Genomic DNA, 26,165 nt, shown 5'->3' on the forward strand with positions numbered 1-26,165 from the left:
AATGATGCTTCCTTTATTCACACAAGGGTGATGAGCGTTACTATTAGCTTTAGAAAAAGAATATTTAAATTCGCTATAGTATTTGTTACCGGTAACATTGTTACGGGTAACAAGAAGAGTTGCAATACTCTTAATAGGTCTTAAACAACATCTGTGATCGACATCAATTTTTTAAAGTGATAAGTAACAGTTTTTTAATATTTGATGGGAATAAAGAGGGAAAAGTCGACTTTTTACCAAGCTGAATCGTTTTATTTTGGAAAATACCTTCCTTGTTGTTGATGACAAGGAAGGTAAAAATTGGATTAACTTTTTACGCCACCGTATTCACGGCTAATTTGTTTTGCCGCTTTGATAACCATCGCACCTAATTCAGTAATGCGTGAATCTGTCATTCTAGAAACTGGACCTGAAAGTGAAATAGCCGCAAAAGGCTGGTGGTGTTCATCATAAATACAAGCACCAATACAGCGAAGACCTAAAGCATGTTCTTCATCATCGAAAGAAAAACCTTGTTTACGAGCTTGCTCTAAGTTTTCTTTTAGAGATGAAGGGAGTGTTCGGGTGTGAGGTGTATAAGCCATTAAGCCTTTTTTCTGGAGCAAAGGCAGTAATTTATTTTCTGGCAAAGTAGAAAGGAATGCTTTACCTGCACCAGATGCATGCATTGGTAATTTACCGCCAATAGGGGCTGACATTCTCATTAGAGCATTACATTGCACTTGATCGACAATCACCGCATCAAATTCAATTTGGTCAAGAATAGCCAGATTAACGGTTTCGCCAGAATCTTCCATTAATTGACGCAAAATAGGATGCACCATTACCAAAAGATTACGGGTTTGTAGAAAACTACTACCAACAATAAAGGCGTGTGTTCCCACAACCCATAAGCCTAAATCCCCGACTTGGCGGACAAAACCATGCTGTTGAAGTGTAGTGAGTAGGCGGTGTGTTGTGGAATTAGGTAATCCAGCTTGAAAGGCGAGATCTGTTAGGGCGATACCACCCGGAGATTCGGAAATATATTCCAATAATGTCAGTCCACGACTTAACGACTGAACAGGGCCTCCTTGTGCGGTGCTTTGAGTGGCAGTTGTTTTCGTCTTACGCACTTTTTTATTTGTAGGGGAAACTGTCATGCATACACTCCAGAAATGCTATCCATATTAATATCTATTATGAACTATCTGGTGTAATAAAACTCCTCCGATCACTGCATTTTTCAAAACAAAATGTGTGATAAGAAATATTTATTAAAAGCGTTTATCACTGAGTGAAAATCTCTCATCTTCGTCTTAGAAATCTTTGCAAAAAGATGTGGTAGGATAAAAAAACAACGAAATAACAATAAAGAAAAACAAGTACAAAAACATTCTCGATTAAGAGGAAACAACGTGGCAAACATAAAACAACAACTGGTCGAAGCATTAGGAAAACGTATCTTAGTACTAGATGGCGCAATGGGTACGATGATCCAGCAATATCAACTTACAGAAGCTGATTATCGAGGTGAGCGTTTTGCTGATTGGGGTTGTGATGTTAAAGGGAATAATGATCTTTTAGTCTTAACACAACCTCAGATTATTGCAGATATACATGATGCTTATTTTCAAGCAGGTGCTGATATTGTTGAAACTAACACTTTTAACTCAACGTCCATTGCGATGGCTGATTATCAGATGGAGTCGCTCTGTTTTGAGCTGAACGAAGAGGCGGCAAAATTAGCGAAAGCCTGTGCAGATAAATGGAGTGCCTTAACACCGGATAAACCTCGCTATGTAGCGGGCGTTTTGGGGCCAACAAATAGAACAGCATCCATATCTCCTGACGTTAATGACCCCGCTTTTCGTAATATTTCATTTGATAAGCTGGTGGAAGCTTATCGAGAAGCAACGCGCGGATTAATTAAAGGCGGTGCTGATTTAATTATGGTCGAAACTATTTTCGACACACTAAATGCGAAAGCAGCTATTTTTGCGATTAAATGTGAATTTGAAGCGCTGAATATTGAATTACCTGTGATGATCTCTGGCACCATTACAGATGCTTCAGGAAGAACTTTAACGGGTCAAACAACAGAAGCGTTTTACCACTCTTTACGTCATGCAGATGCGCTCTCATTTGGTTTAAACTGCGCGTTAGGCCCTAAAGAATTACGCCAATATATTCAAACACTCTCACAAATTTCTGAAACTTATGTCAGTGCTCACCCTAATGCGGGTTTGCCTAACGCATTTGGAGGCTATGATTTAGATGCCCAAGAAATGGCAGAGCAAATTAGAGAGTGGGCACAAGCGGGTTTTCTCAATATTGTCGGTGGATGCTGTGGAACAACCCCTGCGCATATTCTCGCTATTTCACAAGCAGTAGAAGGTATTGCACCAAGAGTATTACCTTCCTTGAAAAAAGCATGTCGTCTTTCAGGTCTTGAACCATTAATCATTGATGAGAATTCACTGTTTGTGAATGTGGGAGAACGTACTAATGTTACTGGCTCTGCTAAGTTTAAGCGCTTGATAAAAGAAGGTAATTATCAAGAAGCGTTAGATGTTGCGCGCCAGCAAGTTGAAAATGGCGCTCAAATCATCGATATCAACATGGACGAAGGCATGTTAGATGCTGTTGAAGCCATGACGCGTTTTCTTAACCTTATTGCTGGTGAGCCTGATATTGCTAAAGTTCCGGTGATGATTGACTCCTCTAAATGGGAAGTGATTGAAGAAGGCTTAAAATGCATTCAAGGCAAAGGAATTGTTAACTCCATTTCGATGAAAGAAGGCGAAATACCGTTTCTTGAACATGCTAAATTGGTACGTAAATACGGTGCTGCTGTTGTCGTTATGGCGTTTGATGAAGTCGGACAAGCTGATACTCGAGAGCGTAAAATTGAAATTTGTCGTCGAGCTTATCAATTATTAACAGAGCAAGCGGGTTTTCCACCTGAAGATATTATTTTTGATCCTAATATATTTGCTGTCGCAACAGGAATTGCAGAGCATAACAATTATGCTGTTGATTTTATTGAAGTCTGTGCAGATATTAAATCTCAACTACCTTATGCCTTAATTTCTGGTGGGGTATCTAACGTTTCCTTCTCATTTCGGGGTAATGATCCTGTTCGTGAAGCAATTCACTCTGTTTTTCTTTATTACGCTGTAAAAAATGGCATGGATATGGGGATTGTAAATGCAGGGCAACTTGCTATTTACGATTCATTACCAGATGAACTGCGTAATGCGGTTGAGGACGTTATTTTAAATCGTCATGAAGAAAGTACAGACAATTTACTCGCGTTGGCAGAGCGTTATCGCGGAACAAAAAGTGATGAACAAAACCATCAATTGGCTGAATGGCGACAATGGGATGTAGAGAAACGTCTAGAGTATGCTTTAGTTAAAGGGATCACCGAATTTATTGTTGAAGATACAGAAGCTTGTCGCCAACAAGCATCAAGCCCCATTGAAGTGATTGAAGGGCCATTGATGAATGGCATGAATATTGTGGGTGATTTATTTGGCGAAGGTAAAATGTTTTTGCCTCAAGTTGTGAAATCAGCAAGAGTGATGAAACAAGCCGTAGCTTACCTTGAACCTTATATTCAAGCGACAAAACAAACAGGCACTTCTGCAGGTAAAATTTTACTGGCTACCGTAAAAGGGGATGTTCACGATATTGGTAAAAATATTGTGGGTGTTGTTTTGCAGTGTAATAACTATGAGATTATCGATCTTGGCGTAATGGTGCCTTGCGATAAGATCCTACAAACAGCGATTGATGAAAAAGTCGATATTATTGGTCTTTCAGGATTGATCACGCCATCACTTGATGAGATGGTGAATGTTGCCAAAGAGATGGAAAGGCGCGGTTTTTCTTTACCCTTAATGATTGGTGGAGCAACAACCTCTAAAGCGCATACCGCAGTAAAAATAGAGCCAAATTACAGCCATCCTACCGTTTATGTACAAAATGCATCGAGAACTGTAGGTGTTGTTGCGGCACTATTATCTGAAACACAAAAAGCCGATTTTGTTGCTAAAACACGTCGTGAATATGAAGTCGTACGCCAGCAATACGCCAGAAAAAAACCTCGTACACCGCCTGTTTCTTTAGAGGTTGCGCGAAAAAATGCGCTACACATTGATTGGCAAAATTATACCCCCCCAAAACCCAATCAATTAGGCGTGCAGGAGATCACTGCAAGTATTGAAAGCTTGCGTGAATATATCGACTGGACGCCTTTCTTTATGACGTGGTCTTTAGCAGGTAAATATCCTCGAATTTTAGAAGATGACGTGGTCGGTGAAGAAGCGAAACGGGTATTCGCTGATGCGAACACGATGCTGGATAAGCTAAGTCGTGAAAAATTATTAACACCTAAAGGAATAATGGGGATCTTCCCTGCTAATCGTTTGGGTGATGATATTATTATTTATCAAGATGAAAGCCGACAGCATGAGTTATTGCACAGCTGCCATTTGCGCCAGCAAACAGAGAAAAAAGAGTTTCCTAACTACTGTTTAGCTGATTTTATTGCGCCAGTGGAAAGTGGTATCCCTGACTATTTTGGTGCTTTTGCAGTCACAGGCGGATTAGAAGAAGATGCCCTCGCGAATGCTTATGATCGTGCTCATGATGATTACAATAAAATTATGGTAAAAGCGTTATCAGATAGATTAGCAGAGGCCTTTGCGGAATATCTTCACCAATTGGTCAGAACAAAGATTTGGGGTTATAGCCCTGATGAGAACCTCTCTAATGACGAACTGATTCGAGAAAAATATCAAGGAACGCGACCTGCGCCGGGATATCCGGCCTGTCCTGAACATACAGAAAAAGCAAAAATTTGGCAATTACTTGATGTTGAAAATCGCATTGGCATGAAACTGACAGATGCTTATGCCATGTGGCCCGGCGCTTCGGTATCGGGTTGGTATTTTAGTCATCCTGAAAGTAAATATTTCGCTGTTGCTCAAATTCAAAAAGATCAGGTTGAAGATTACGCAAAACGCAGAGAAATGAGCGTAAGTGAAGTTGAACGTTGGTTAGCGCCTAATTTAGGATATGAGTCTTAGTTTATTTTTATTTTCAGATCTCAATAATGTAATAAATAGTGAGGGGATAGTAATATCCCCTTGTTATTTTCACTGGTCGATCCCATTAAAGATGTTTAAGCTGTGAACCTGTATCAGAAAAAAGGACATTACAATGAACTATACTTTGTACCTTCAGAAAACCCCACCTGCTGGCGCTGAGGTGCCGTTTCCTTCTTTAGCAAAAGGAAATTATCCATTAAGTGAAGTTTTAATTAATGCTTTTTTAAATCTGATGCAATTAACAGGAAGCTTAGATACTGATGTTATTTTAGATGAAAAAGCCTTTGATAAAATTTGGCTGAAAGCCGAAATGACCCCTGCCCGCATTGAAGAAGTGGGAGACTATATTTATCATAAAATTCCTACCTCTCCAGAACCTGTTGAAGAAGAAATAGAATTATTTAAACAGGCAATGAAAGAAGAAGAAGCGTTATTAGCCAAAGAGAGTGGAAAAGAAGGAAATCTTCCTATCCATAAATTTGCTACTAATGATGGTTGGATTGTCACGCCGAAAGAGTGTGAGATTATTGCTTCTACACTTACCGCTAAACTGCTAGAAGATAACCGCGTTTTTGTCGAAAAAATTGCGAAGATGTCTCATTTATCGCATAAGACTTTAGAGATTGCCTTAATTGATTTCGGTAAATTTAATCAATTTGCGAAAAAATATAACGGTTATCGGGTGTATTAAATTATTAAGAAATAGGCTTCTTATTAGAAGAAGCCTATTAGAAAATTTTAATTTTGTTTTATTTAAAATTAAAGGGTTAATTAATTTGTAAATTCATTTCTTTTAATTTACCTACATGATAATCTACCATTTTTAAAATTTTATCATCAGATAATTTAAAATGTTTGTCGCTAAGTATATCTAATTCATTTTTATATCTGTGAGTGATGTTTTTTGCGCTTTCAATAAATTTATCTAGATTATTATCATATTGTTGAAGTTCTTTTATATACTGTCTAAGTTCAGTTGAATCCATTTCTTTTTCATTTTTAATTTCATGGCCATTTATTTTATCAAGAATTTGGTATTTGTATTTGTTATATTCATTTATTTTTTCAGGGATGTTTTTATCATCAATGTTTTCAATTTTTTTTGTTATTTTCTGAAAGTATTGATAATGTATATCAATGAGTTCTTTTATTTTCTCGTTGGGTTCTTTTATTCTATTAAATAGATCTTCTTTAATTTTTAAAAGCGTTTCTTTTTTACTTGTTTCACTTTCTTGACTTATTTTTTTTATATTTTCTTTTTCAAGTTTATTTATTATTTTGTTGTATTGCCATATTGCAAAAATATCTTTATTTTTACACATGTTATTTATTTTCATTATTGATTCAAAACATTGTTTATCTAATGAAGCATTATCTTTTATATCATTAGAATAAATCTTATTTAGCTCAACGTTTTTTAATATAGAGAGTGTATTTTTCTCTGCTGCTGTATAACTTTGATTTGAGTTTTCGATCGAGAAAAGTAGATTTTTTATTTTTTTTAAAACAGCATCCGCGTTAGAATATGTTACTTTTTCTGCATTGTTTTTTATATAATTGCAAAGATTATCATAAACTTTCATTTTTTATTACTCCATTAATAAAGTTAGATTTTGATTCTAATTATTATTAAATGAAGTTCTTTAAAGCTTACACCCTTTCAGCAATAAAGGTTGAATTTTGAGAGAGATAAAATTTTATCTCTCTTTTATATATTGGAATTTGTTATTAATTAAAACAGAGTATCATGTAATTTACGCACAATATCATCCGCATCTTTACCATCAACTAATAAACATAAATTATGAGTACTTGCACCGTGGCTAATCATACGAATATTGTAATCTTCTAATGTGCCAAAAATTTTAATACCTAAACCATTTACCTGTGAAAGTGAGTTACCAATCACGGCAACTAATGCCAGATCTTCTTCTACTTCAACACGGCATAATGCAGAAAGCTCGGTTAATAAGGCATTGGTTAATAAACTACCCGATGAATTTGTTGTGCCCGTAGTATCAAGGGTTAGAGCAATACTGACTTCAGATGTTGTTATCACATCAACTGAAATATGGTGGCGCGATAAAATAGTAAAAATTTCAGCCAAGAAGCCACGCGCATGAAGCATTTTCAAGCTATGTAATGTGAGCAATGTTTGTTTTCTTCGTAGTGCAATTGCGCGAAATACAGGTGGGTTTTCTGTTTGCGCACACACTAAAGTACCACCTTCTTCGGGAGATTTGCTTGAGCCAACAAACACTGGAATACCGCTACGAACAGCAGGTAATAATGTCGCAGGGTGTAATATTTTAGCGCCAAAGGTTGCCATTTCTGCCGCTTCATCAAAGGCGATTTGATCGATACGATGTGCCTCTGACACTATTCTTGGATCGGTACTGTAAATACCGGGTACATCTGTCCAGATATCTACACGAGACATTCCTAGAGCTTCACCAATTAGTGCTGCAGTATAGTCACTTCCACCACGACCTAGTGTTGTCGTTCTCCCTTTTGGCTCTTGGCCAATAAAGCCTTGCGTGACAATAACCGTTTCTTCTAGACGAGGTTGCATAAGGCTTTGTGTGAGTTCAGTAAGCTGCGCCATATCGGGTTCAGCGTGACAAAATAGATCATTCGTTTTCATCACTTTTCTGACATCAAACCAATCTGCCTGTATGCCTTTTTCACGCAATAATTCAACAAAAAGCAGGGTTGACATTAATTCGCCATGACTGACTAATTCGTCTGTCAATGCATCCGACGTGGCAAGTGAAGCAGCTTCAGAAAGCATCTCAATATTTTCAAGCAGGCGGTTTATTTCTTGAGAAATAATTTCTGGTTGAGAAAGCTGGTTGATAATAGCGTATTCAATATCACGTACTTGTGACAGTAAAGCGTCTCGTTGTGAAGCGTCTACACCTGTGGCAAGTTCGATCAGTAGATTCGTGATCCCGGAAGATGCCGAAAGAACGACGACACGAACTGACTTTTGTTTCAGGATAATATCTGCACATTTTTCCATTGCTGAATAGTTAGCAACACTGGTGCCACCAAATTTAGCGATAGTGTATGGTGATGATGCAGTTGAAGGCGTAGCAGTATTATCAGTCATTGTCGTATTCCTTTAGGCAAAAATGAGATGTTGGACACACTTAGGAATATCGGTTATTAAGTAGAGAGTCAATGCAGAGTGAAGAATAATCAATTTAATTAATAATCAGCTCCGCATTATCGGTTTTACCTATGTAAGTAATTAGTACTAGATTTGTTGAATGGTTTTGACCAATATCATTAAATGAGAAAGAATTGACTGTAACTATTAAATGTCAGGCTACAATCTGAGAATATTAGATTGTAATCTTAAGAGAGTATTGTGAATGAAAAATGTAAACCCAACCCAAACCTTAGCCTGGAAGGCATTAGAAAACCATTTTTCGGTTATCAAAGATACCGAGATGAAAACACTGTTTGCTCAGGAACCATCACGCTTTGAGCAATTTTCAAAGACGTTTTCAGACCAAATTCTAGTGGATTTTTCAAAAAACCGTATTACGAAAGAAACATTAGAAAAATTGCAGGCTTTGGCTAAGGAATGTGATGTTGAAGGTGCGATAAATAGCATGTTTACGGGTGAAAAAATCAACCGTACTGAAGATCGTGCTGTATTACATACCGCATTACGTAATCGTAGCAATGCTCCCGTTATTGTTGATGGCAAGGATGTCATGCCAGAAGTTAACGCTGTGCTGAATAAAATGAAGAAATTCAGTGAGCGTATTATAAGTGGTGAGTGGAAAGGTTATACAGGTAAGGCGATTACTGATGTTGTAAATATTGGTATTGGTGGTTCTGATCTTGGCCCTTATATGGTGACAGAAGCATTACGCCCGTATAAAAATCATCTTACTATGCATTTTGTTTCTAATGTCGATGGTACGCATATCGCAGAAACGCTGAAAAAATGTGATCCTGAAACAACGTTATTCCTCATCGCATCAAAAACATTTACCACACAAGAAACCATGACAAATGCGCATTCAGCAAGAGATTGGTTCTTAGCCTCTGCGAAAGAGAGTGCTTTTGTTGCTAAACACTTTGTGGCGTTATCGACTAACAGCACCGAGGTGGCAAAATTTGGTATTGATACTGCCAATATGTTTGAGTTCTGGGATTGGGTTGGTGGCCGTTATTCATTATGGTCAGCAATTGGCTTATCTATCGCATTGTCTGTTGGTTATGACAACTTCGAGCAATTGCTGGAAGGTGCTCATGCTATGGATAACCACTTTAGAACAACAGATGCTGAAAATAACATCCCAATGATCCTCGCTCTTATTGGCATTTGGTATAACAATTTTTTTGGCACAGAAACTGAAGCGATTCTGCCATACGATCAATACATGCATCGTTTTGCTGCTTACTTCCAACAAGGCAATATGGAATCTAATGGTAAGTATATTGATCGTGATGGAAGCAAAGTGAATTATCAAACAGGCCCTATTATTTGGGGAGAGCCGGGTACAAACGGTCAACATGCGTTTTACCAACTGATCCACCAAGGAACCAAAATCATTCCTTGTGATTTTATTGCTCCAGCAATTAGCCATAATCCATTATCAGATCATCACGCAAAACTGATGTCTAATTTCTTTGCTCAAACAGAAGCGCTTGCTTTTGGTAAAACCCGTGAGCAAGTTGATGCTGAGTTTTCCGCAGCAGGAAAAGATCCTAAAACCATGGGTTATGTTGCACCTTTCAAAGTGTTCGAAGGTAATCGTCCAACTAACTCTATTTTGTTAAAAGAAATTACGCCTTATTCATTAGGTGCATTGATTGCAATGTATGAGCATAAGATCTTTGTACAAGGTGTTATTTTCAATATCTTCACGTTTGACCAATGGGGTGTTGAATTAGGTAAACAGTTGGCTAACCGTATTCTTCCTGAATTAAAAGGTAAGGAAAGTGTTAACAGCCATGATAGCTCAACAAATAATCTGATCAATCGTTATAAAGAATGGCGTTAAGCGAATAAACTGAATATAAGTAGTTGGTTAGATAAAAAGGAGGTTTTTATAACCTCCTTTGCTTTTTGATGGTTTAGTGCTCAATCTGATTTTCTTTTAACGCTTTTTTAGATTATTTATGCGAAATGTTATCAGCTTTTAACTTCCATTAGTCACATCATGATATCCTTATGCATCATGACTCACACAAGCTAGGATCATCAAAGCGTGATGATGAATAAATGTTCAAAAAATCAATAATTACCTCTGCACCTATCCATTGGCTACCCAGTGAGGAACATGCAACTATTCAAGAAAGTACATTAAGTTGGTTAATGGAATTAGGCTCAATGACACGGCGATTTGAACAATATTGCCAGAAAGTTACTGTAATGCCTTATCAAGAAGGATTTATTGAGGTTATTGAATCAACTGACGAAAGCGCGTGTTTACCCAAAAGTCAGCGTTATTGGTTAAGAGAAGTGGTATTGTGTGGTGACGATATTCCTTGGTTATTAGGGCGGACGTTAGTACCAGAAGAGACATTGACAGGCGAAGATAGAAAACTAGTCAATCTAAGAACCGTTCCACTTGGGCGTTATCTGTTTCAGGAAACAACCTTAAGTCGCGATTTTATTCATATCGGGCAACAAAATGGGTATTGGCTACGCCGTTCTCGTTTCCAGCTTTCAGATAAACCTTTATTATTAACCGAGATGTTTCTACCTGCATCACCAGTGTATAAGAAGTAATTAGGGGGAGCTAAAATTGGAGGGAAGTATGACGCAAAGTAAATGGCAAGCATATAGCCGTTTAATGCGTATAGATAAACCTATCGGAGCGCTATTATTACTTTGGCCAACTTATTGGGCTTTATGGATTGCTGCTAAAGGCTTTCCAGATTGGCATATTCTGATTGTCTTTACTATTGGCGTGTTCTCTATGCGTGCCGCTGGGTGTGTAATAAACGACTTTGCTGACCGAAAAATTGATGGCAGTGTTGAACGAACTAAAAATCGACCATTACCTAGTGGGGCTGTGACAGAAAAAGAGAGCAAAATTTTATTTATCGTATTGGTGCTCTTGTCCTTTGCATTAGTCCTAACACTTAATACCATGACTATTTGGCTTTCTGTTGCAGGGCTTGCGCTGGCATGGTTTTATCCTTTCGTTAAACGGTTTAGTAATTTACCTCAGCTTATTTTAGGTATGGCTTTTGGCTGGTCAATCCCTATGGGATTTGCTGCCGTTTCTGAAAGCTTGCCGTTAGTGTGTTGGCTATTATTCCTTGTGAATATTGTCTGGTCTGTTGTTTACGATACGCAATATGCAATGGTTGATCGCAATGATGATATAAAAATTGGGGTTAAATCTACCGCTATTCTATTTGGTCGTTATGACAAAATTATTATCGGTATTTTACAACTGGTGATGTTGGCTTTATTAGTGGGTATCGGTATTTTGCTGAATCTGAAAGGTATCTACTACTGGTCGCTATTGTTAGTAACAGCACTGTTTATTTATCAACAGAAGCTTATTGCAGAGCGTGAAAGAGCACCGTGTTTCCAAGCTTTTATGAACAATAACTATGTTGGCTTTGTTTTATTTGCGGGTATTTTATTTAGTTATTTTTAAGATAAGTAAGCGCTGAAGTATTCTCTATTACTGAGTAGAAACAAAAAGGGATAAGCAATGAGCTTATCCCTTTTCTATTTAGGTCATTACACTATTTACTGATTACTCATCAGATTCAGACTCACTTTTTTCATCAGTAGCTTGTACTGAATTGTTATCTTCAGTGATCCCCACGCTTTCAATGGTCAAGCGAATTTCTGGTGACATTAATTTTGCAATCACTTGGTAAAGGGCAGATGCATCTGCTTTTAGGATATCTTCATTATCATTGAGATAGCCTTCTTCACGTAGCGTTGAAACTAAGGTAGAGAATACCGCTTTATCAAAGAATTCAGGTGCGTTGATACCATGTAAGACAGAAAGACGTTGTGCCAAGATACGGCTCTCTTTTTCCAATAATGCACGGCTAATTTCAGGAGCAAAATTGAGTAAGGAAAGCGTAATCCCATAGCGTTGCAATGTTTCTCTGACGCTGGCGGCTAAAAGTTGTAATGGACGAATACGCGCTGGATTAATACGTAGTAAGCCATCACTATCACAACAAATCAGGCGCTGACGGCACAGTTCTGTAATCAAAGTATTAATGACTTCAGGGAGCTCTTCTTTCTCATAACGAATAAATAGTTCCGCTTTAATAAGAGGGAAGATTAGCTCAACTTGTTTCATTAAATCATCACGATGAATTTTTTCATGATGTAAGACGATGCTTGCAATTAATGATGGAGTGATCATTAAGTGGATTGTGTTGTTGCGGTAGTAAGTCATTAATACCGCACTTTCACGAGGGAGCACCACAATATCGCCTAGACTGTCTTTTTCGACTTGGAATTTATCTGATTGCAACGCGTGTTCTAATAAGGCTTCAGCATTTTTATCAGACACAATCATGTCTGTCGAATAAGGCACATTGCGTAATAATTGCAGATAACAATCGACTTGCTCTAACAGTTGCTCTCTAGTGAGAGCTCGTTGACGTGATGCCAACAAGGCTGTTGAAACAAGGTTGATTGCATTAATAGACGCCGCATTATTGATATGAACCATAATGTTATCAGCCAGTGTGCTTACTGTTGGGTTTAACCAACTTGGGCGTTGTGGTTCAATTGGGTCAATATCATCACGCCATTGTGGAACAGCCTGATTTAAGTATTGGACAACAGAAATCGGCTCACCAAAGTTCACATAGCCTTGGCCAAGATTACGTAATTTACGTAATCCTCGGACCATCTGCATAAAGCCTTCTTTCTCTTTTGTTGCGCCACGTAACTCTTTGGCATAGGTTGCCACTTCCATAACGTGTTCATATCCAATGTAAATTGGAACAACAGAGATAGGGCGTGTTTCACCGCGTAACATGGCTTGTACTGTCATTGAAAGTGTTCCTGTTTTAGGATCTAACAATCGACCTGTACGAGAACGTCCACCTTCAACGAAATATTCAATCGAGTAACCGCGTGTAAATAGCTCACCTAAATATTCGCGGAAAATGGTGGAGTAAAGCTTGTTACCTTTAAAGGTTCTTCGGATAAAGAAAGCCCCTAAACGGCGGAAAATAGGCCCTGCTGGCCAGAAATTAAGGTTAATACCTGCCGCAATATGTGGCGGTACTAAACCTTGGTGATAAAGCACATAAGAAAGTAGTAAGTAGTCCATGTGGCTACGGTGACAAGGAACATAAACGATTTCATGCCCATCTTGTGCGAGTTTACGTACTCGCTCGGCATTATAAACGTTGATACCTTGGTAGAGCTTATTCCATGTCCAGCTTAATACGCGATCACTAATACGCACCGCTTCATATGAGAAATTAGCTGCAATTTCTTCCATGATATCTGTGGCATTTTTACGCGCTTTATCGAGCGAAATTTTCTTCGCTTTTGATTCATCTTCAATCGCTTTTTCGATGGCTTTCGAGGAAAGCAATTTATTGAAGAGATCTTGGCGTGCTGGCAATTTCGGGCCAACAGCCGCTAAACGCTGACGTGAAAAGTGGATACGGGCAACACGCGCGAGTTTACGGGCTATACTGGTGTCAGTACCGTGTTCGTTCGCCATTTCTCGCATTGAAACCGTAGGTGAAAAGCGAACAAAGCTATCACGACCTAGCCAGAGGATAGCGATAAATTTTTGGATACCGTTAAGCACACGTAAATGTGGAACGCCATTATGGCCTTCACGACCAGGAGAGCGTCCAAACATCACGGAAACCGGCAACATCTCGATATCAAGATGTGGGTTATTACGATGTGCATCAAGATAAGCGTGGAATGTCTTCACGGAATCTTTACGAGGATCGGGCGAGTAGTAACGGAATACTCTTGGGCCGTCATCAATAAAGACATATGCAGGAAGCTTAGTTCCACCGATCTCAATAGGTTGCAGCGGATCAGGCAATCCTAAAGAGAGACACTGCTGTCGTAATGTCAGTAAGTCCGCCTTTGAATGATAGGGCAGAACATAAAGGAAGGATCGCGACGTATCTAACCCTAATTCAGCGATAGGATCAGTCGGAACTCGTTTGCTTTTTACCAATAATTTTAGTGGTAAATTCAATGTGTTATAATATAGTTTACGCCAAGCTGACATAAATAGTTGTAGCCTCTTATTAGCAATACTTCGAAAGCATAACAGAAAGTCTTTCGTAGATCTGTGGTGCTGTGACAATATTAATAGAGAAAAGTGGCAAAATAATCGTTTGTTTTCGATAGAGTTTATTATGGCTAATCAAAATAAAGGTCTTACCCGAATCATCAAAGCTGGTGGCTATTCATACAAAGGCATTCGTGCCGCTTGGATTAATGAAGCCGCTTTTAGACAAGAAGCAATTGTGACCTTGGTTGCAATTATCCTTTCATTTTTCATCGATGTCAGTGGTCTAGAGCGCATTTTACTCATTGGTTCCGTTGTATTGGTTGTGATCTTGGAACTAGTAAATAGTGCAATAGAAGCCGTTGTCGATCGAATTGGATCTGAATACCACGAATTATCCGGACGTGCAAAAGATATGGGTTCTGCCGCCGTTCTGATCGCTATTATATTGGGATTATTTACTTGGGTAACCATTCTTTGGGGGCATTTCTTCGCATAAAGTTAAAAAATTCTATTTTTGTCGAAAAATAATCCAAAGATGCGTGTTTTATATTCATTTAAGGTTTCAAATCGTCATATACCTGTATATACTCACAGTCTGACTGTATAAACAAACAGGGGGCGGAATGAAAGCATTAACTGCAAGGCAGCAGCAGGTTTACGATTTGGTTCGTGATCACATTTCGCAAACGGGTATGCCACCAACACGGGCTGAAATAGCTTCCCAACTTGGGTTTCGCTCACCAAATGCGGCAGAAGAGCACTTAAAAGCTCTTGCTCGTAAAGGCGTGATAGAAATTGTCTCTGGTGCATCCAGAGGTATCCGTTTGCTAATGGAAGAAGAGCCAGAAGGACTGCCATTAATTGGGCGAGTCGCTGCTGGTGAACCACTTTTAGCGCAAGAGCATATTGAAAGCCACTATCAAGTTGACCCAATGCTATTTAAACCAAGTGCAGATTTTTTATTGCGCGTTAATGGCATGTCAATGAAAGATATTGGTATTATGGATGGTGATTTGCTTGCTGTGCATAAAACGCAAGATGTTCACAATGGGCAAGTTATTGTGGCTCGCATCGAAGATGAAGTGACAGTAAAGCGCTTTAAGAAAAGCGGTAATAAAATTGAACTTCATGCAGAAAACCCAGAATTTTCACCTATTATCGTCGATTTACGCGAACAAAACTTTACTGTGGAAGGTTTAGCAGTAGGGGTTATTCGTAACGGCGAATGGCTGTAATTTGTACCAAAGTAAGTCAATACAACTTATTTTATAAAGATGCAGATGATGTGTAAGACCACAAAATCATCTGCATTTTTTATTTCTAATTTGTATAAAAAACACCGTCGCACTACAAATGTAATTACAATATGATGTGTTTTAATTGCGGAAGTGCTTATGACAACGATACAAGTCACCTGGCTTTTTGTATTTTATAAGCTTAACGAGGCTTATAGTCGCCGGTTTTTTTCTGCTTAAGGTTATCATCCATGCTGTGATCATGATGACAACCTTCAGGATGTGTACATTCTTGTGCTTCGTGGCACTGTGAACATAATCCATGAATTTCGATGACGCTATGTCGTAAATGAAATCCACTCTCTTTTGCTAGTAATGAAATTGCATCTTCAATTTTATGGCTATTCTTTTCAGTGACAGATAAACAACGGTCACAAATTAGCATTACTGACGTATGTTCAACATCATCAAAATGATGACAAAGCACATAGCTGTTGGTGGATTCTATTTTGTGGATAAATCCTTGCTCAAGTAAAAACTCTAACCCGCGATAGACAGTAGGAGGTTTTGCTTGTGGCTCAATTTGGCGTAATAAATCCAATAAATCATAAGCACTGATAGCAGAAGGTTGCTGCATTATCAGACGTAATACTGCCAGACGTTGTGAAGTCAGGCGAACACCTCGTTTCTGGCAGATCTTTTCTGCCTGAGCGAGCAATTTCTCTTCATTCATGGGGATAAGATGCTCTCAGACGTTGTTAATGACACAGATCCTATCATATTTTTCAAGAGTAAACCTTTGTGTAAAGTGGGGTTTTGTGAAAATAACTGTGGTATTACGTCCTTTTTTAAAAGTATCTGTTATTAGATAAAAGAACATGTTTTCTTTCAATATAAATAATGAGTCTTTAGAAAGAGAGATAAACATATGAAAAGTTTATTGTGTAGAGCGAATTTATTCTATGTAAACCAGATTGGTTTATATGGAGAAAATGGTTTTTCATGATGATAAGCACTGATAATTAGCAACAAAAAACCCAGCCTGAACTGGGTTAGTTTTTTAAGTGATTTTAGATAAACTGTTCTGAAATTTAGAACGGAATATCGTCATCAAAATCCATTGGTGGTTCATTGTTTGGCGCTGGTGTGGCAGCTGGTTGTTGTGCTGGGCGAGATTGTGCACCACCGCTAAATTGTTGTGATGCTTGTGGCTGTTGTGGTTGACCCCAACCGCCTTGACCACCTTGAGAAGGTGCGCCATCTTGGCCACCACGGCCGCCTAACATCTGCATTGAGCCACCAATATTAACAACAACTTCAGTGCTATATCTGTCTTGACCGCTTTGGTCTTGCCATTTACGTGTTTGTAACTGACCTTCGATATACACTTGTGAACCTTTACGCAGATATTCGCCTGCAATTTCCGCTAATTTGCCGAAAATTACCACACGGTGCCACTCGGTTTTTTCTTTCATTTCACCGGTTTGTTTATCGCGCCAGCTTTCTGATGTTGCCAGTGTTAAATTGGCAACTGCACCGCCACTTGGCATATAACGGATTTCTGGATCCTGCCCTAAATTACCGATAAGAATAACTTTGTTTACGCCTCTGCTCGCCATGTGAGGTACTCCTGCGAAAGTAAATTTTTTGAAATCATAAGCGAATAAGTTTATCACGTACGCTAAAATTTGAATATGACGTGTGATGAATTTCTCAATTGTGAACATTGTCGAAATTTTTCTGTCTCAAAATGACAGAGTTACATCACCATTCAATTTCACTATATATACTGTATATCCATTCAGTTAACTTTGTGTCATAATTATCCGATTCTTTCTTTTTCGGCGACTCTCTCAATCCGGGATATATTCATGGATAAAATCGAAGTACGGGGCGCTCGCACCCATAATCTAAAAAATATCAACTTGATCATTCCTCGCGATAAACTGATTGTTATTACGGGGCTTTCTGGCTCAGGTAAATCTTCTTTAGCCTTTGATACGCTTTATGCAGAAGGGCAGCGACGCTATGTGGAATCGCTTTCTGCTTATGCTCGTCAGTTTCTTTCGTTGATGGAAAAACCTGATGTTGACCATATTGAAGGCTTATCTCCCGCTATTTCGATTGAGCAGAAATCTACGTCGCACAACCCACGTTCGACAGTGGGAACGATTACAGAAATTCACGACTACCTACGTCTCTTATTTGCGCGTGTTGGTGAGCCTCGTTGTCCTGATCACGATATTCCGCTCGCCGCTCAGACGGTCAGCCAAATGGTTGATAATGTGCTTGAACAACCTGAAGGCAAGCGCTTAATGCTTTTAGCGCCTGTGGTTAAAGAGCGTAAAGGTGAGCATATTAAGTTACTCAATAATCTTGCTGCTCAAGGTTATATTCGTGCGCGTATTGATGGTGAAGTGTGTGATCTCTCCGATCCACCAACATTAGAGTTACAGAAGAAACATACCATTGAAGTGGTTATTGACCGTTTTAAGGTTCGTGACGATCTGACTCAACGTTTAGCTGAATCTTTTGAAACCGCATTAGAGCTTTCTGGTGGTACCGCTGTTATCTCTGATATGGATGATAGCAATGCAGACGATATTGTTTTTTCTGCCAACTTTGCTTGCCCTGTTTGTGGTTACAGCATGAGCGAATTAGAGCCTCGTTTATTCTCCTTTAATAACCCTGCTGGTGCTTGCCCAACGTGTGATGGTTTAGGTGTTCAGCAATTTTTTGATCCTGAATTAGTGATCCAAAATAGAGAAATCTCTCTTGCCGGTGGTGCAATTAAAGGGTGGGATCGCCGTAACTTCTACTATTTCCAGATGCTTCGCTCATTGGGTGAACACTATCATTTTGATGTTGAAGCGCCATTTGATTCGTTACCAGATAATATCCAGAAAGTTATTTTAACGGGGTCAGGCAAAGAGAATATTGAATTTAAATACACAAACGATCGTGGCGATGTTGTTGTTCGTCATCATCCTTTTGAAGGTGTATTAAATAATATGGAACGCCGTTACCGCGAGACAGAATCTAGTGCGGTACGTGAAGAGCTTTCTAAATATATTAGTAATCGCTCATGTGCTTCTTGTGGTGGTACGCGTTTACGCCGAGAAGCGCGTCATGTGTATGTTGAAAATACAACATTGCCAGAAATAGCCGATTACAGCATTGGTCATGCAATGACCTTTTTCCAAAATCTGAAATTGAGCGGCCAACGCGCGAAGATTGCAGAAAAAGTCTTAAAAGAGATTGGTGACCGACTAAAATTCTTGGTAAATGTAGGATTAAATTACCTCACACTTTCTCGTTCAGCTGAAACATTATCAGGTGGTGAAGCACAACGTATTCGTTTAGCAAGCCAGATTGGTGCGGGATTAGTTGGCGTTATGTATGTGTTGGATGAGCCTTCAATTGGTTTACATCAACGAGATAATGATCGCTTACTTGAAACGCTGATCCACTTACGTAATTTGGGTAACACAGTGATCGTTGTTGAGCATGACGAAGATGCTATCCGTGCAGCTGATCATGTTATTGATATTGGACCTGGTGCGGGTGTTCATGGTGGTGAAATTGTCGCTCAAGGAACTCTTGAAGATATCATTAATAACCCGAATTCATTAACGGGGAAATTTTTAAGTGGTGAGCGCCGTATCGCAATTCCAGAGCAACGTGTACCAGTTGATCGCGAAAAAATGCTGACCATTCTTGGCGCAAAAGGCAATAACTTAAAAAATGTCAATCTGAAATTACCAGTAGGTTTATTTACCTGCATTACAGGCGTTTCAGGATCAGGTAAATCAACGCTTATCAACGATACTTTATTCCCTATTGCCCAACGCCAATTAAATGGGGCTACAAATAGTGTACCAGCGCCTTATTTAGATGTTGAAGGGTTAGAGTATTTCGATAAAGTTATTGATATCAACCAAAGCCCAATCGGTCGTACTCCTCGTTCAAATCCTGCAACTTATACGGGGGTCTTTACACCTATTCGTGAGTTATTTGCGGGTGTACCTGAATCTCGTACTCGTGGTTATACGCCGGGTCGTTTCAGTTTCAATGTCAAAGGCGGACGTTGTGAAGCTTGCCAAGGCGACGGCGTCTTAAAAGTTGAAATGCATTTCTTACCTGATGTGTATGTACCTTGTGATCAATGTAAAGGTCAGCGTTATAACCGTGAAACCCTTGAAGTCAAATACAAAGGAAAAAATATTCACGAAGCGTTGGATATGACCATTGAAGAGGCGAGAGAATTCTTTGATGCAGTGCCGGCATTAGCTCGTAAACTACAAACATTGATTGATGTTGGTCTTTCTTATATTCGTTTAGGGCAATCAGCTACGACTTTATCGGGCGGTGAAGCGCAGCGGGTTAAGTTAGCAAAAGAGTTGTCAAAACGTGGAACAGGACAGACACTCTATATTCTCGATGAGCCGACAACCGGGCTTCACTTTGCTGATATTGAGTTGTTGCTTGAAGTTCTTCATCAGTTACGTAACCAAGGTAATACTATTGTTGTCATTGAGCACAATCTTGATGTGATCAAAACAGCAGACTGGATTGTAGATCTTGGCCCTGAAGGCGGAAGTGGTGGTGGTCAAATTTTAGTGTCAGGCACACCAGAGCAAGTTGCAGAGTTTGAAGGCTCACATACTGCAAGATTCTTAAAACCAATCTTAGACCGTGGTTATTAATATCACTCCACTTATTCCCTTATGATCTAAGCGCTACAGACAATAAACGCTTTACTGTTTGTAGCGCGCTTTCTTCAAACAAAGTAAATTCGTGGAGCATGATAGAATTTAATTCTATTGAAAAAAGTATTCTCTGTTGGTTATACACTTACTTATTTATTTTTATCTTATTAACTGCCTATTTTTATAAAAAGCAGATTAAATGGTTAATTATGCTATTTTGTAACAGTATTTTAACCAAATACGAGATAACAAAGCTAAATAGAAAGGATTATCATAGTATATCGTGATGGACAGCACAGTTTATTTGGTGATTTGTTTCAATTGTTATACTTGACTATTATTGTATAACAATGGGTGTTTTCTATTATTAATCAATCAGTTATTTATTTTTGAGGGGTGCAGTAGAGGGAAGGTTATTATTTACTATGCTCTTTGAACAGATAATCCTACTTTTCTCCTTACGATAGAATTTTTTTCCAAATCATTTCAGGCTATCACGATTTATAACAACTTTTTTCTCCGTAATATTCCCTATCATTTACCCATAATAAATAATACCTGCAAAGAGTAAGGCTATTTCGACATCGCAATGTTAGATAGACTTTTTTTACCCCCAAAAATTCGTTTTGCTATTAACAATTACAATATAAAAAGTGAGTACTAAAATGGAAACGGCTTCCTCAAAAACAGAGACAACAAGCTATCCCGCAACTAGTGCTGGCGCTCGCCGCGCAGGTATGACTGAACAAGAATGGCGTGCAGCAATTAAATTCGACGGCAATGATGTGGGCTGGGTTATCATGAGTATCGGTATGGCTATCGGTGCAGGCATTGTGTTTTTACCTGTACAGGTAGGCCTGATGGGATTATGGGTTTTCCTACTATCCTCAATCATTGGTTATCCAGCGATGTATCTTTTCCAACGTCTATTTATTAATACGTTGGCTGAATCTCCGGAGTGTAAAGACTACCCAAGCGTTATCACTGGTTATCTCGGTAAAAACTGGGGTATTTTATTAGGTGCACTCTACTTTGTGATGTTAGTCATTTGGATGTTTGTTTACTCAACAGCTATCACCAATGACAGTGCTTCTTACTTACAAACATTTGGTGTTACTGAAGGTTTACTGTCAGAAAACCCATTCTATGGTTTGATCCTGATTTGTGCGTTAGTGGCTATCTCTTCTCGTGGTGAACAATTACTGTTTAAAGTATCAAGCTTTATGGTACTGACTAAACTGTTTGTTGTTGCAGCGTTAGGGCTCTCCATGATTGGTATGTGGCATCTTTATAACGTAGGTGCATTACCACCGGCTGGACGCTTAATCAAAGAAGCAATCATTACATTACCTTTTACACTGACTTCAATTCTGTTTATCCAAACATTAAGCCCAATGGTTATCTCTTACCGTGGTCGTAATAAAAACCGTGAAGTTGCTCGTCACAAAGCATTACGTGCAATGAATATCGCGTTCGGTGTGTTGTTCTGTACTGTTTTCTTCTATGCAATCTCATTCACATTGGCAATGGGTCACGATGAAGCAGTTAAAGCGTATGAGCAAAATATCTCTGCATTAGCGATTGCTGCGAAATTCTTCCCTGGTGGTTGGGTAACCGTTGTAAGCGTAATGCTGAACATCTTTGCCGTAATGACTGCATTCTTTGGTGTTTACTTAGGTTTCCGTGAAGCGACACAAGGGATCGTGATGAACATCCTGCAACGTTATCTTCCAACAGAGAAAATCAACCAAAAATGGGTACAAAACGGCATCATGATTTTCGCTGTGTTACTGGCATGGGGCGCAATCATCCTTAATGCACCAGTATTGAGCTTCACTTCAATTTGTAGCCCAATCTTCGGTATGGTGGGTTGTCTTATCCCTGCATACTTAGTGTACAAAGTGCCAATGTTACATAAATACAAAGGTGCATCACTTTACCTGATTATCTTTACCGGTTTACTGCTCGTTATCTCTCCGTTCTTGGCATTCTCATAGTCGCCAACTTCGGTTCTAGTTAGGAGTTGTTTTTAAAAACTAAATTAATCCAAGGTGTTAGATTATGAGCCAGAACAAAAATTCTCATTTATGGTCACAGTTTGTTCGTCAGTTACGTGAAGGTGTTAAGCCCGCAGTCGGTTGTACTGAGCCAATTTCATTAGCATTGGCAGCAGCGAAAGCAACTGCACTTTTAGGCGAGCCTGTTGTTCGTGTCGAAGCTTGGGTTTCACCAAACTTGATGAAAAACGGAATGGGCGTAACAGTGCCGGGAACGGGAATGGCTGGGCTACCTATTGCAGCAGCATTAGGTGCAACAGGAGGAGATCCTGATGCAGGGTTGGAGGTCTTGTTAAAAGCATCCACTGATGCAGTTGCTCAAGCAAAAACACTGGTTGCTGAAGGTAAAGTCACAGTAGGTGTAAAAGCACCCTGTGAAGATGTTCTTTACTCTGAAGCGAAAGTGTATAGCCAATCTGGTTATGCCATCGTCAGTATTGCAAGAGAGCATACACACGTTGTTCGTTGTGAATGTAACGGTAACGTTGTTTTTGAGGAAGATAAATCAGCGCTTACCAATAATTGCGAATGTACTGATGAAAAACCTTTTACTGATGTTTGTGCTGAAGATATTTATAACTTTGCACTTAATGTGCCAGTGAGTGAAATTGAATTTATGCTCAATGCCGCTCGTTTAAATGGCGCTTTATCGGAAGAGGGGCTACAAAACACCTATGGATTAGCCATTGGTCGTACCTTAATTCTGCAACAAGAGAAAGGTTTGTTAGGTAAAGACTTACTTAATGAAATCATGATCAGAGCATCAGCCGCATCTGATGCTCGCATGGGGGGAGCAGTATTACCCGCAATGAGTAATTCAGGCTCAGGCAATCAGGGAATTGCTGCAACATTGCCTGTGATGGTTGTTGCTGAATTTATCAAAGCAGATGATGAAACCTTACTGCGTGCGTTGGTTTTATCTCACTTAATGGCAATTTATGTTCATAGCCATTTTCCACCCCTTTCCGCTCTTTGTGCTGCAACAACCGCTTCAATGGGAGCAGCTGCAGGAATGGCATGGTTACTCACAAAAGATTTCACCACTGTCAGTATGTCTATTAACAGTATGATTGGTGATATCAGTGGCATTATCTGTGATGGCGCATCGAATAGCTGTGCAATGAAAGTATCAAGTAGTGCAGCGAGTGCTTATAAAGCCGTATTAATGGCGATGCAAAATCAAAGCGTTGCAGGAACTGATGGTATTGTCAGTGACGATGTCGATAGCTCAATAGCGAATCTCTGTGCATTAGCCAGTCGTGCAATGCAACATACAGATATTCAAATCATTGAGATTATGGAAGAAAAAGCGCGTCGTAATGCTGGGGAAAAGAAGCAAGCTGTCAATATATAAAAGGCGAAAACCTAAAGTGATAGTGATGTTGTGATGCAGTAAAAAGAAATACCTGCTTATGAGAATAGGCAGGTATTTTTTATTATGAAATCACGTTGATTGCCTTAGATACTCACAGCAGCAAAGGCTTGGGCAATGCGTTGAACATTACCTGTATTAACACCTGCCATACAAACACGACCCGTACCGACAAGATAAATGCCAAATTCGTCACGTAATCTATCAACTTGTGCTTGTGTAAAGCCGGTGTAGCTAAACATACCGCGTTGAGTTAATAGATGATCAAAATTCTTTTCAGGCAGAGCAACTTTTAAAGCTTCGACTAAAGTCACGCGCATTTCTTTAATACGGTCACGCATATGCGCGACTTCTTTTTGCCATTGTGCAGTTAAAACTTGGTCTGATAGCACTTTATTGACAATTTGCGCACCATAGTTTGCAGGGCTTGAATAGATACGGCGTACACCTGCTTTTAGCTGACCTAATACGTGTTCGCACTCAGTGGCATTATCACAAACAATGGATAATCCGCCTGCACGTTCACCGTAGATCCCAAATATTTTTGAAAAAGAGTTACTGATAAGTATCGGTAATCCTGCTTTTGCCATAGTGCGAATAGCATAAGCGTCGTCATCTAAGTTTTCGGCAAAGCCTTGATAAGCAATATCTAAGAATGGGATGGCTTGGCGAGCTTTCAATACTTCAGTGACTTGATCCCATTGATCTTTAGTTAGATCGGAACCTGTTGGGTTATGGCAGCAAGGGTGCATCAATACAATGCTTTTTTCAGGCAGTTTTTTAAAGCAATCTAACAGAGCTTCAAATTTTACGCCTTTGGTTTCAGGATCAAAGTAAGGGTAGTGATTCACTTTGAAGCCTGAGCCTGCAAAAATAGAACCATGATTATCCCAAGTTGGATCACTTATCCACACTTCTGAACCTGGGAAATAACGATGCAGAAAATCAGCACCCACTTTTAATGCACCTGATCCACCTAATGTTTGGATCGTGGCAATTTTCTTTTCTGCAATTAGAGGATTATCTGCACCGAAAAGGAGATCTTGAATTTCGCTACGATAAGGTGCCAGCCCTTCCATTGGTAAATAAAGTGTTGCGGTGGGGGTCATGGCATTGAGTTGCTGACGTGCAACTGAAACTGTTCCTAAAATAGGGGTCTTGCCTTCTTCGTCATAATAAAGACCAATGCTTAAATTAATTTTATCCTGACGTGGGTCTTTGTTATAAACATCCATCAATGAGAGAATCGGATCTCCCGGAAACGCTTCAACCTGTTGAAACACGGCTCTTCTCCAATCACTTTTAGTGTGTCATAGGGATACAATATCGTGTGTATTATTGTTCGTCTAGGTATTCCATGATGACGCGCGAGGTTAATTTGGTAATCAACTCATAGGCGCTAATACCACTATATTTGGCAATTTCTTCTACCGGCAACACATCTCCCCATAAAATAGCTTCATCACCAACACTATCAATCAGTTCAGTCCCCAAATCGACGCTGATCATATCCATCGAAACACGACCAACAATGGGTACTTTTCGACCATTTATCCACACAGGAGTACCTGAAGGTGCGCTGCGAGGATAACCATCGCCGTAGCCAATTGCGATCACACCAAGATAAGTGTCTTTTTCACTTACCCATGTGCCACCATAACCAACAGGCTCATCGGCTTTATGCTTACGAACAGCAATCAGGCTTGTTTTTAGCGTCATTGCAGGGGTTAAGCCAAAGTCTTTTCCCGTTCTTTCATCACCAGTAGGAGAGATACCATAAGTGATAATGCCGGGGCGAACCCACTGATAATGGACTTGAGGCCAAAATAAAATACCAGCAGAAGCTGCGATAGACTTATCACCGGCTTTATTTTGAATAAAATCTTGAAATAGCGAGATTTGTTTTTGTGTCGCCTCAGGAACATCGGGTTCATCAGCACGACTAAAATGGCTCACAATATTGACAGGTTGTTGTACATTTTTGCAGGCGGAAAGACGTAAATAGAAGGCTTGTGCGTCTTCAGGACGTACCCCTAAGCGGTGCATACCCGTATCGATTTTCATCCATACTTTGACGGGTTCATCTAAGTCAGCCTGTTCTAATGCTTCTAATTGTTCTTGGCTATGAACAACGGTTTCAATGTGGTTGACGACTAAAATAGGCAGGTCAACGACATCAAAAAAGCCTTCTAACAGGAGAATGGGTTTTACAATACCCCCACTTCGTAAGGTTAATGCTTCACCAATACGTGCAACACCAAAACAATCGGCATTATCCATTAGGGTATATGCTGTTTCTAATAACCCATGACCATAAGCGTTTGCTTTCACGACAGCTATCAGGTGGCTATGTGGGGCATAGTCTCTCACATGCTGAAAATTGTGACGCAGAGCGCGGCGATCTATCACTGCGGTTGCCGCTTTCATATTATTCCAATACTTCCTTTAATTAAGTCAAGGTTAGTG

General features: G+C 39.4%; 18 protein-coding genes. 10 read left to right on the top strand and 8 right to left on the bottom strand.

Translation table 11 applies throughout. The features are described 5' to 3' along the window. Window positions 1-305: 305 nt before the first annotated feature. Window positions 306-1,142, bottom strand: a complete 837-nt coding sequence (gene iclR, locus DK857_RS17060; RefSeq protein ID WP_075673076.1) for a glyoxylate bypass operon transcriptional repressor IclR — start codon at window positions 1,140-1,142, stop codon at window positions 306-308. Between the two features lie 255 nt (window positions 1,143-1,397). On the opposite strand from iclR, the gene metH reads away from it, so the two are divergent. Together metH and DK857_RS17070 are read left to right on the top strand one after the other, a co-directional pair. Then, window positions 1,398-5,075 (top strand): methionine synthase, encoded by a 3,678-nt coding sequence (metH, locus tag DK857_RS17065; protein WP_109402795.1) that lies wholly within the window; start codon window positions 1,398-1,400, stop codon window positions 5,073-5,075. A 133-nt stretch (window positions 5,076-5,208) separates the two neighbouring features. Next, entirely contained in the window at window positions 5,209-5,787 is a 579-nt protein-coding gene (locus DK857_RS17070; protein WP_202611101.1) for a hypothetical protein, read from the top strand. Window positions 5,788-5,863: 76 nt separating this feature from the next. Here the strand turns inward: DK857_RS17070 and DK857_RS17075 are convergent, their stop codons facing one another. Both DK857_RS17075 and lysC read right to left on the bottom strand, forming a co-directional pair. Further along, window positions 5,864-6,679, bottom strand: a complete 816-nt coding sequence (locus DK857_RS17075) for a hypothetical protein (RefSeq protein ID WP_109402796.1) — start codon at window positions 6,677-6,679, stop codon at window positions 5,864-5,866. Between the two features lie 149 nt (window positions 6,680-6,828). Further along, window positions 6,829-8,208: a lysine-sensitive aspartokinase 3 gene (gene lysC / locus DK857_RS17080; RefSeq protein WP_109394790.1), complete on the bottom strand. Its 1,380-nt coding sequence runs from the start codon at window positions 8,206-8,208 to the stop codon at window positions 6,829-6,831. A gap of 265 nt (window positions 8,209-8,473) precedes the next feature. Here lysC and pgi point away from each other — a divergent pair, with 265 nt between their 5' ends. The 3 genes from pgi (at window position 8,474) to ubiA (ending at window position 11,734) form a co-directional block, all read left to right on the top strand. Next, window positions 8,474-10,120: a glucose-6-phosphate isomerase gene (gene pgi / locus DK857_RS17085; RefSeq protein WP_109394791.1), complete on the top strand. Its 1,647-nt coding sequence runs from the start codon at window positions 8,474-8,476 to the stop codon at window positions 10,118-10,120. A 221-nt stretch (window positions 10,121-10,341) separates the two neighbouring features. Beyond that, complete coding sequence (gene ubiC, locus DK857_RS17090) at window positions 10,342-10,851, top strand: chorismate lyase (RefSeq protein WP_109394793.1); 510 nt, start codon at window positions 10,342-10,344, stop codon at window positions 10,849-10,851. A 28-nt stretch (window positions 10,852-10,879) separates the two neighbouring features. Beyond that, the gene (gene ubiA, locus DK857_RS17095) at window positions 10,880-11,734 is read left to right on the top strand and encodes a 4-hydroxybenzoate octaprenyltransferase (protein WP_088494414.1); all 855 of its coding nucleotides are present in this window, start codon (window positions 10,880-10,882) and stop codon (window positions 11,732-11,734) included. 102 nt (window positions 11,735-11,836) lie between these two features. On the opposite strand, the gene plsB is transcribed toward ubiA, so the two are convergent. Further along, a complete protein-coding gene (plsB, locus tag DK857_RS17100; RefSeq protein WP_109402797.1) occupies window positions 11,837-14,320 on the bottom strand; it encodes a glycerol-3-phosphate 1-O-acyltransferase PlsB in 2,484 nt (827 codons plus the stop codon). 130 nt (window positions 14,321-14,450) lie between these two features. Between plsB and DK857_RS17105 the strand changes: the two genes are divergently transcribed. Together DK857_RS17105 and lexA are read left to right on the top strand one after the other, a co-directional pair. Further along, the gene (locus DK857_RS17105) at window positions 14,451-14,822 is read left to right on the top strand and encodes a diacylglycerol kinase (RefSeq protein WP_006536373.1); all 372 of its coding nucleotides are present in this window, start codon (window positions 14,451-14,453) and stop codon (window positions 14,820-14,822) included. Window positions 14,823-14,949: 127 nt separating this feature from the next. Continuing rightward, the gene (lexA, locus tag DK857_RS17110; protein ID WP_069368330.1) at window positions 14,950-15,561 is read left to right on the top strand and encodes a transcriptional repressor LexA; all 612 of its coding nucleotides are present in this window, start codon (window positions 14,950-14,952) and stop codon (window positions 15,559-15,561) included. A 202-nt stretch (window positions 15,562-15,763) separates the two neighbouring features. Here the strand turns inward: lexA and zur are convergent, their stop codons facing one another. Then, entirely contained in the window at window positions 15,764-16,294 is a 531-nt protein-coding gene (gene zur / locus DK857_RS17115) for a zinc uptake transcriptional repressor Zur (protein ID WP_109402798.1), read from the bottom strand. Window positions 16,295-16,652: 358 nt separating this feature from the next. Then, the gene (gene ssb1 / locus DK857_RS17120) at window positions 16,653-17,180 is read right to left on the bottom strand and encodes a single-stranded DNA-binding protein SSB1 (protein WP_109394797.1); all 528 of its coding nucleotides are present in this window, start codon (window positions 17,178-17,180) and stop codon (window positions 16,653-16,655) included. 252 nt (window positions 17,181-17,432) lie between these two features. Between ssb1 and uvrA the strand changes: the two genes are divergently transcribed. From uvrA to DK857_RS17135, 3 genes are all read left to right on the top strand, one after another. Beyond that, entirely contained in the window at window positions 17,433-20,267 is a 2,835-nt protein-coding gene (gene uvrA, locus DK857_RS17125) for an excinuclease ABC subunit UvrA (protein ID WP_109402799.1), read from the top strand. Window positions 20,268-20,935: 668 nt separating this feature from the next. Continuing rightward, window positions 20,936-22,267 (top strand): SLC5/6 family protein, encoded by a 1,332-nt coding sequence (locus tag DK857_RS17130; RefSeq protein WP_075673064.1) that lies wholly within the window; start codon window positions 20,936-20,938, stop codon window positions 22,265-22,267. 64 nt (window positions 22,268-22,331) lie between these two features. After that, complete coding sequence (locus DK857_RS17135) at window positions 22,332-23,681, top strand: L-cysteine desulfidase family protein (RefSeq protein ID WP_109394800.1); 1,350 nt, start codon at window positions 22,332-22,334, stop codon at window positions 23,679-23,681. Between the two features lie 104 nt (window positions 23,682-23,785). Here the strand turns inward: DK857_RS17135 and DK857_RS17140 are convergent, their stop codons facing one another. Further along, window positions 23,786-24,982, bottom strand: a complete 1,197-nt coding sequence (locus tag DK857_RS17140) for an amino acid aminotransferase (protein ID WP_075673062.1) — start codon at window positions 24,980-24,982, stop codon at window positions 23,786-23,788. A 52-nt stretch (window positions 24,983-25,034) separates the two neighbouring features. Further along, window positions 25,035-26,126 (bottom strand): alanine racemase, encoded by a 1,092-nt coding sequence (gene alr, locus DK857_RS17145; protein WP_109402800.1) that lies wholly within the window; start codon window positions 26,124-26,126, stop codon window positions 25,035-25,037. Window positions 26,127-26,165 lie beyond the last annotated feature (39 nt).

Source organism: Proteus terrae (assembly GCF_003144325.1).
Lineage (GTDB): Bacteria > Pseudomonadota > Gammaproteobacteria > Enterobacterales > Enterobacteriaceae > Proteus > Proteus terrae.

Bases quoted from the DNA above. Each gene is read 5' to 3' on its own strand.
- iclR (WP_075673076.1), bottom strand. From the start codon at position 1,142: ATGACAGTTTCCCCTACAAATAAAAAAGTGCGTAAGACGAAAACAACT.
- zur (WP_109402798.1), bottom strand. From the start codon at position 16,294: ATGAATGAAGAGAAATTGCTCGCTCAGGCAGAAAAGATCTGCCAGAAA.
- DK857_RS17105 (WP_006536373.1), top strand. From the start codon at position 14,451: ATGGCTAATCAAAATAAAGGTCTTACCCGAATCATCAAAGCTGGTGGC.
- DK857_RS17070 (WP_202611101.1), top strand. From the start codon at position 5,209: ATGAACTATACTTTGTACCTTCAGAAAACCCCACCTGCTGGCGCTGAG.
- DK857_RS17130 (WP_075673064.1), top strand. From the start codon at position 20,936: ATGGAAACGGCTTCCTCAAAAACAGAGACAACAAGCTATCCCGCAACT.
- lexA (WP_069368330.1), top strand. From the start codon at position 14,950: ATGAAAGCATTAACTGCAAGGCAGCAGCAGGTTTACGATTTGGTTCGT.
- alr (WP_109402800.1), bottom strand. From the start codon at position 26,126: ATGAAAGCGGCAACCGCAGTGATAGATCGCCGCGCTCTGCGTCACAAT.
- plsB (WP_109402797.1), bottom strand. From the start codon at position 14,320: ATGTCAGCTTGGCGTAAACTATATTATAACACATTGAATTTACCACTA.
- ubiC (WP_109394793.1), top strand. From the start codon at position 10,342: ATGTTCAAAAAATCAATAATTACCTCTGCACCTATCCATTGGCTACCC.
- DK857_RS17075 (WP_109402796.1), bottom strand. From the start codon at position 6,679: ATGAAAGTTTATGATAATCTTTGCAATTATATAAAAAACAATGCAGAA.
- ssb1 (WP_109394797.1), bottom strand. From the start codon at position 17,180: ATGGCGAGCAGAGGCGTAAACAAAGTTATTCTTATCGGTAATTTAGGG.
- DK857_RS17135 (WP_109394800.1), top strand. From the start codon at position 22,332: ATGAGCCAGAACAAAAATTCTCATTTATGGTCACAGTTTGTTCGTCAG.
- uvrA (WP_109402799.1), top strand. From the start codon at position 17,433: ATGGATAAAATCGAAGTACGGGGCGCTCGCACCCATAATCTAAAAAAT.
- pgi (WP_109394791.1), top strand. From the start codon at position 8,474: ATGAAAAATGTAAACCCAACCCAAACCTTAGCCTGGAAGGCATTAGAA.
- ubiA (WP_088494414.1), top strand. From the start codon at position 10,880: ATGACGCAAAGTAAATGGCAAGCATATAGCCGTTTAATGCGTATAGAT.
- lysC (WP_109394790.1), bottom strand. From the start codon at position 8,208: ATGACTGATAATACTGCTACGCCTTCAACTGCATCATCACCATACACT.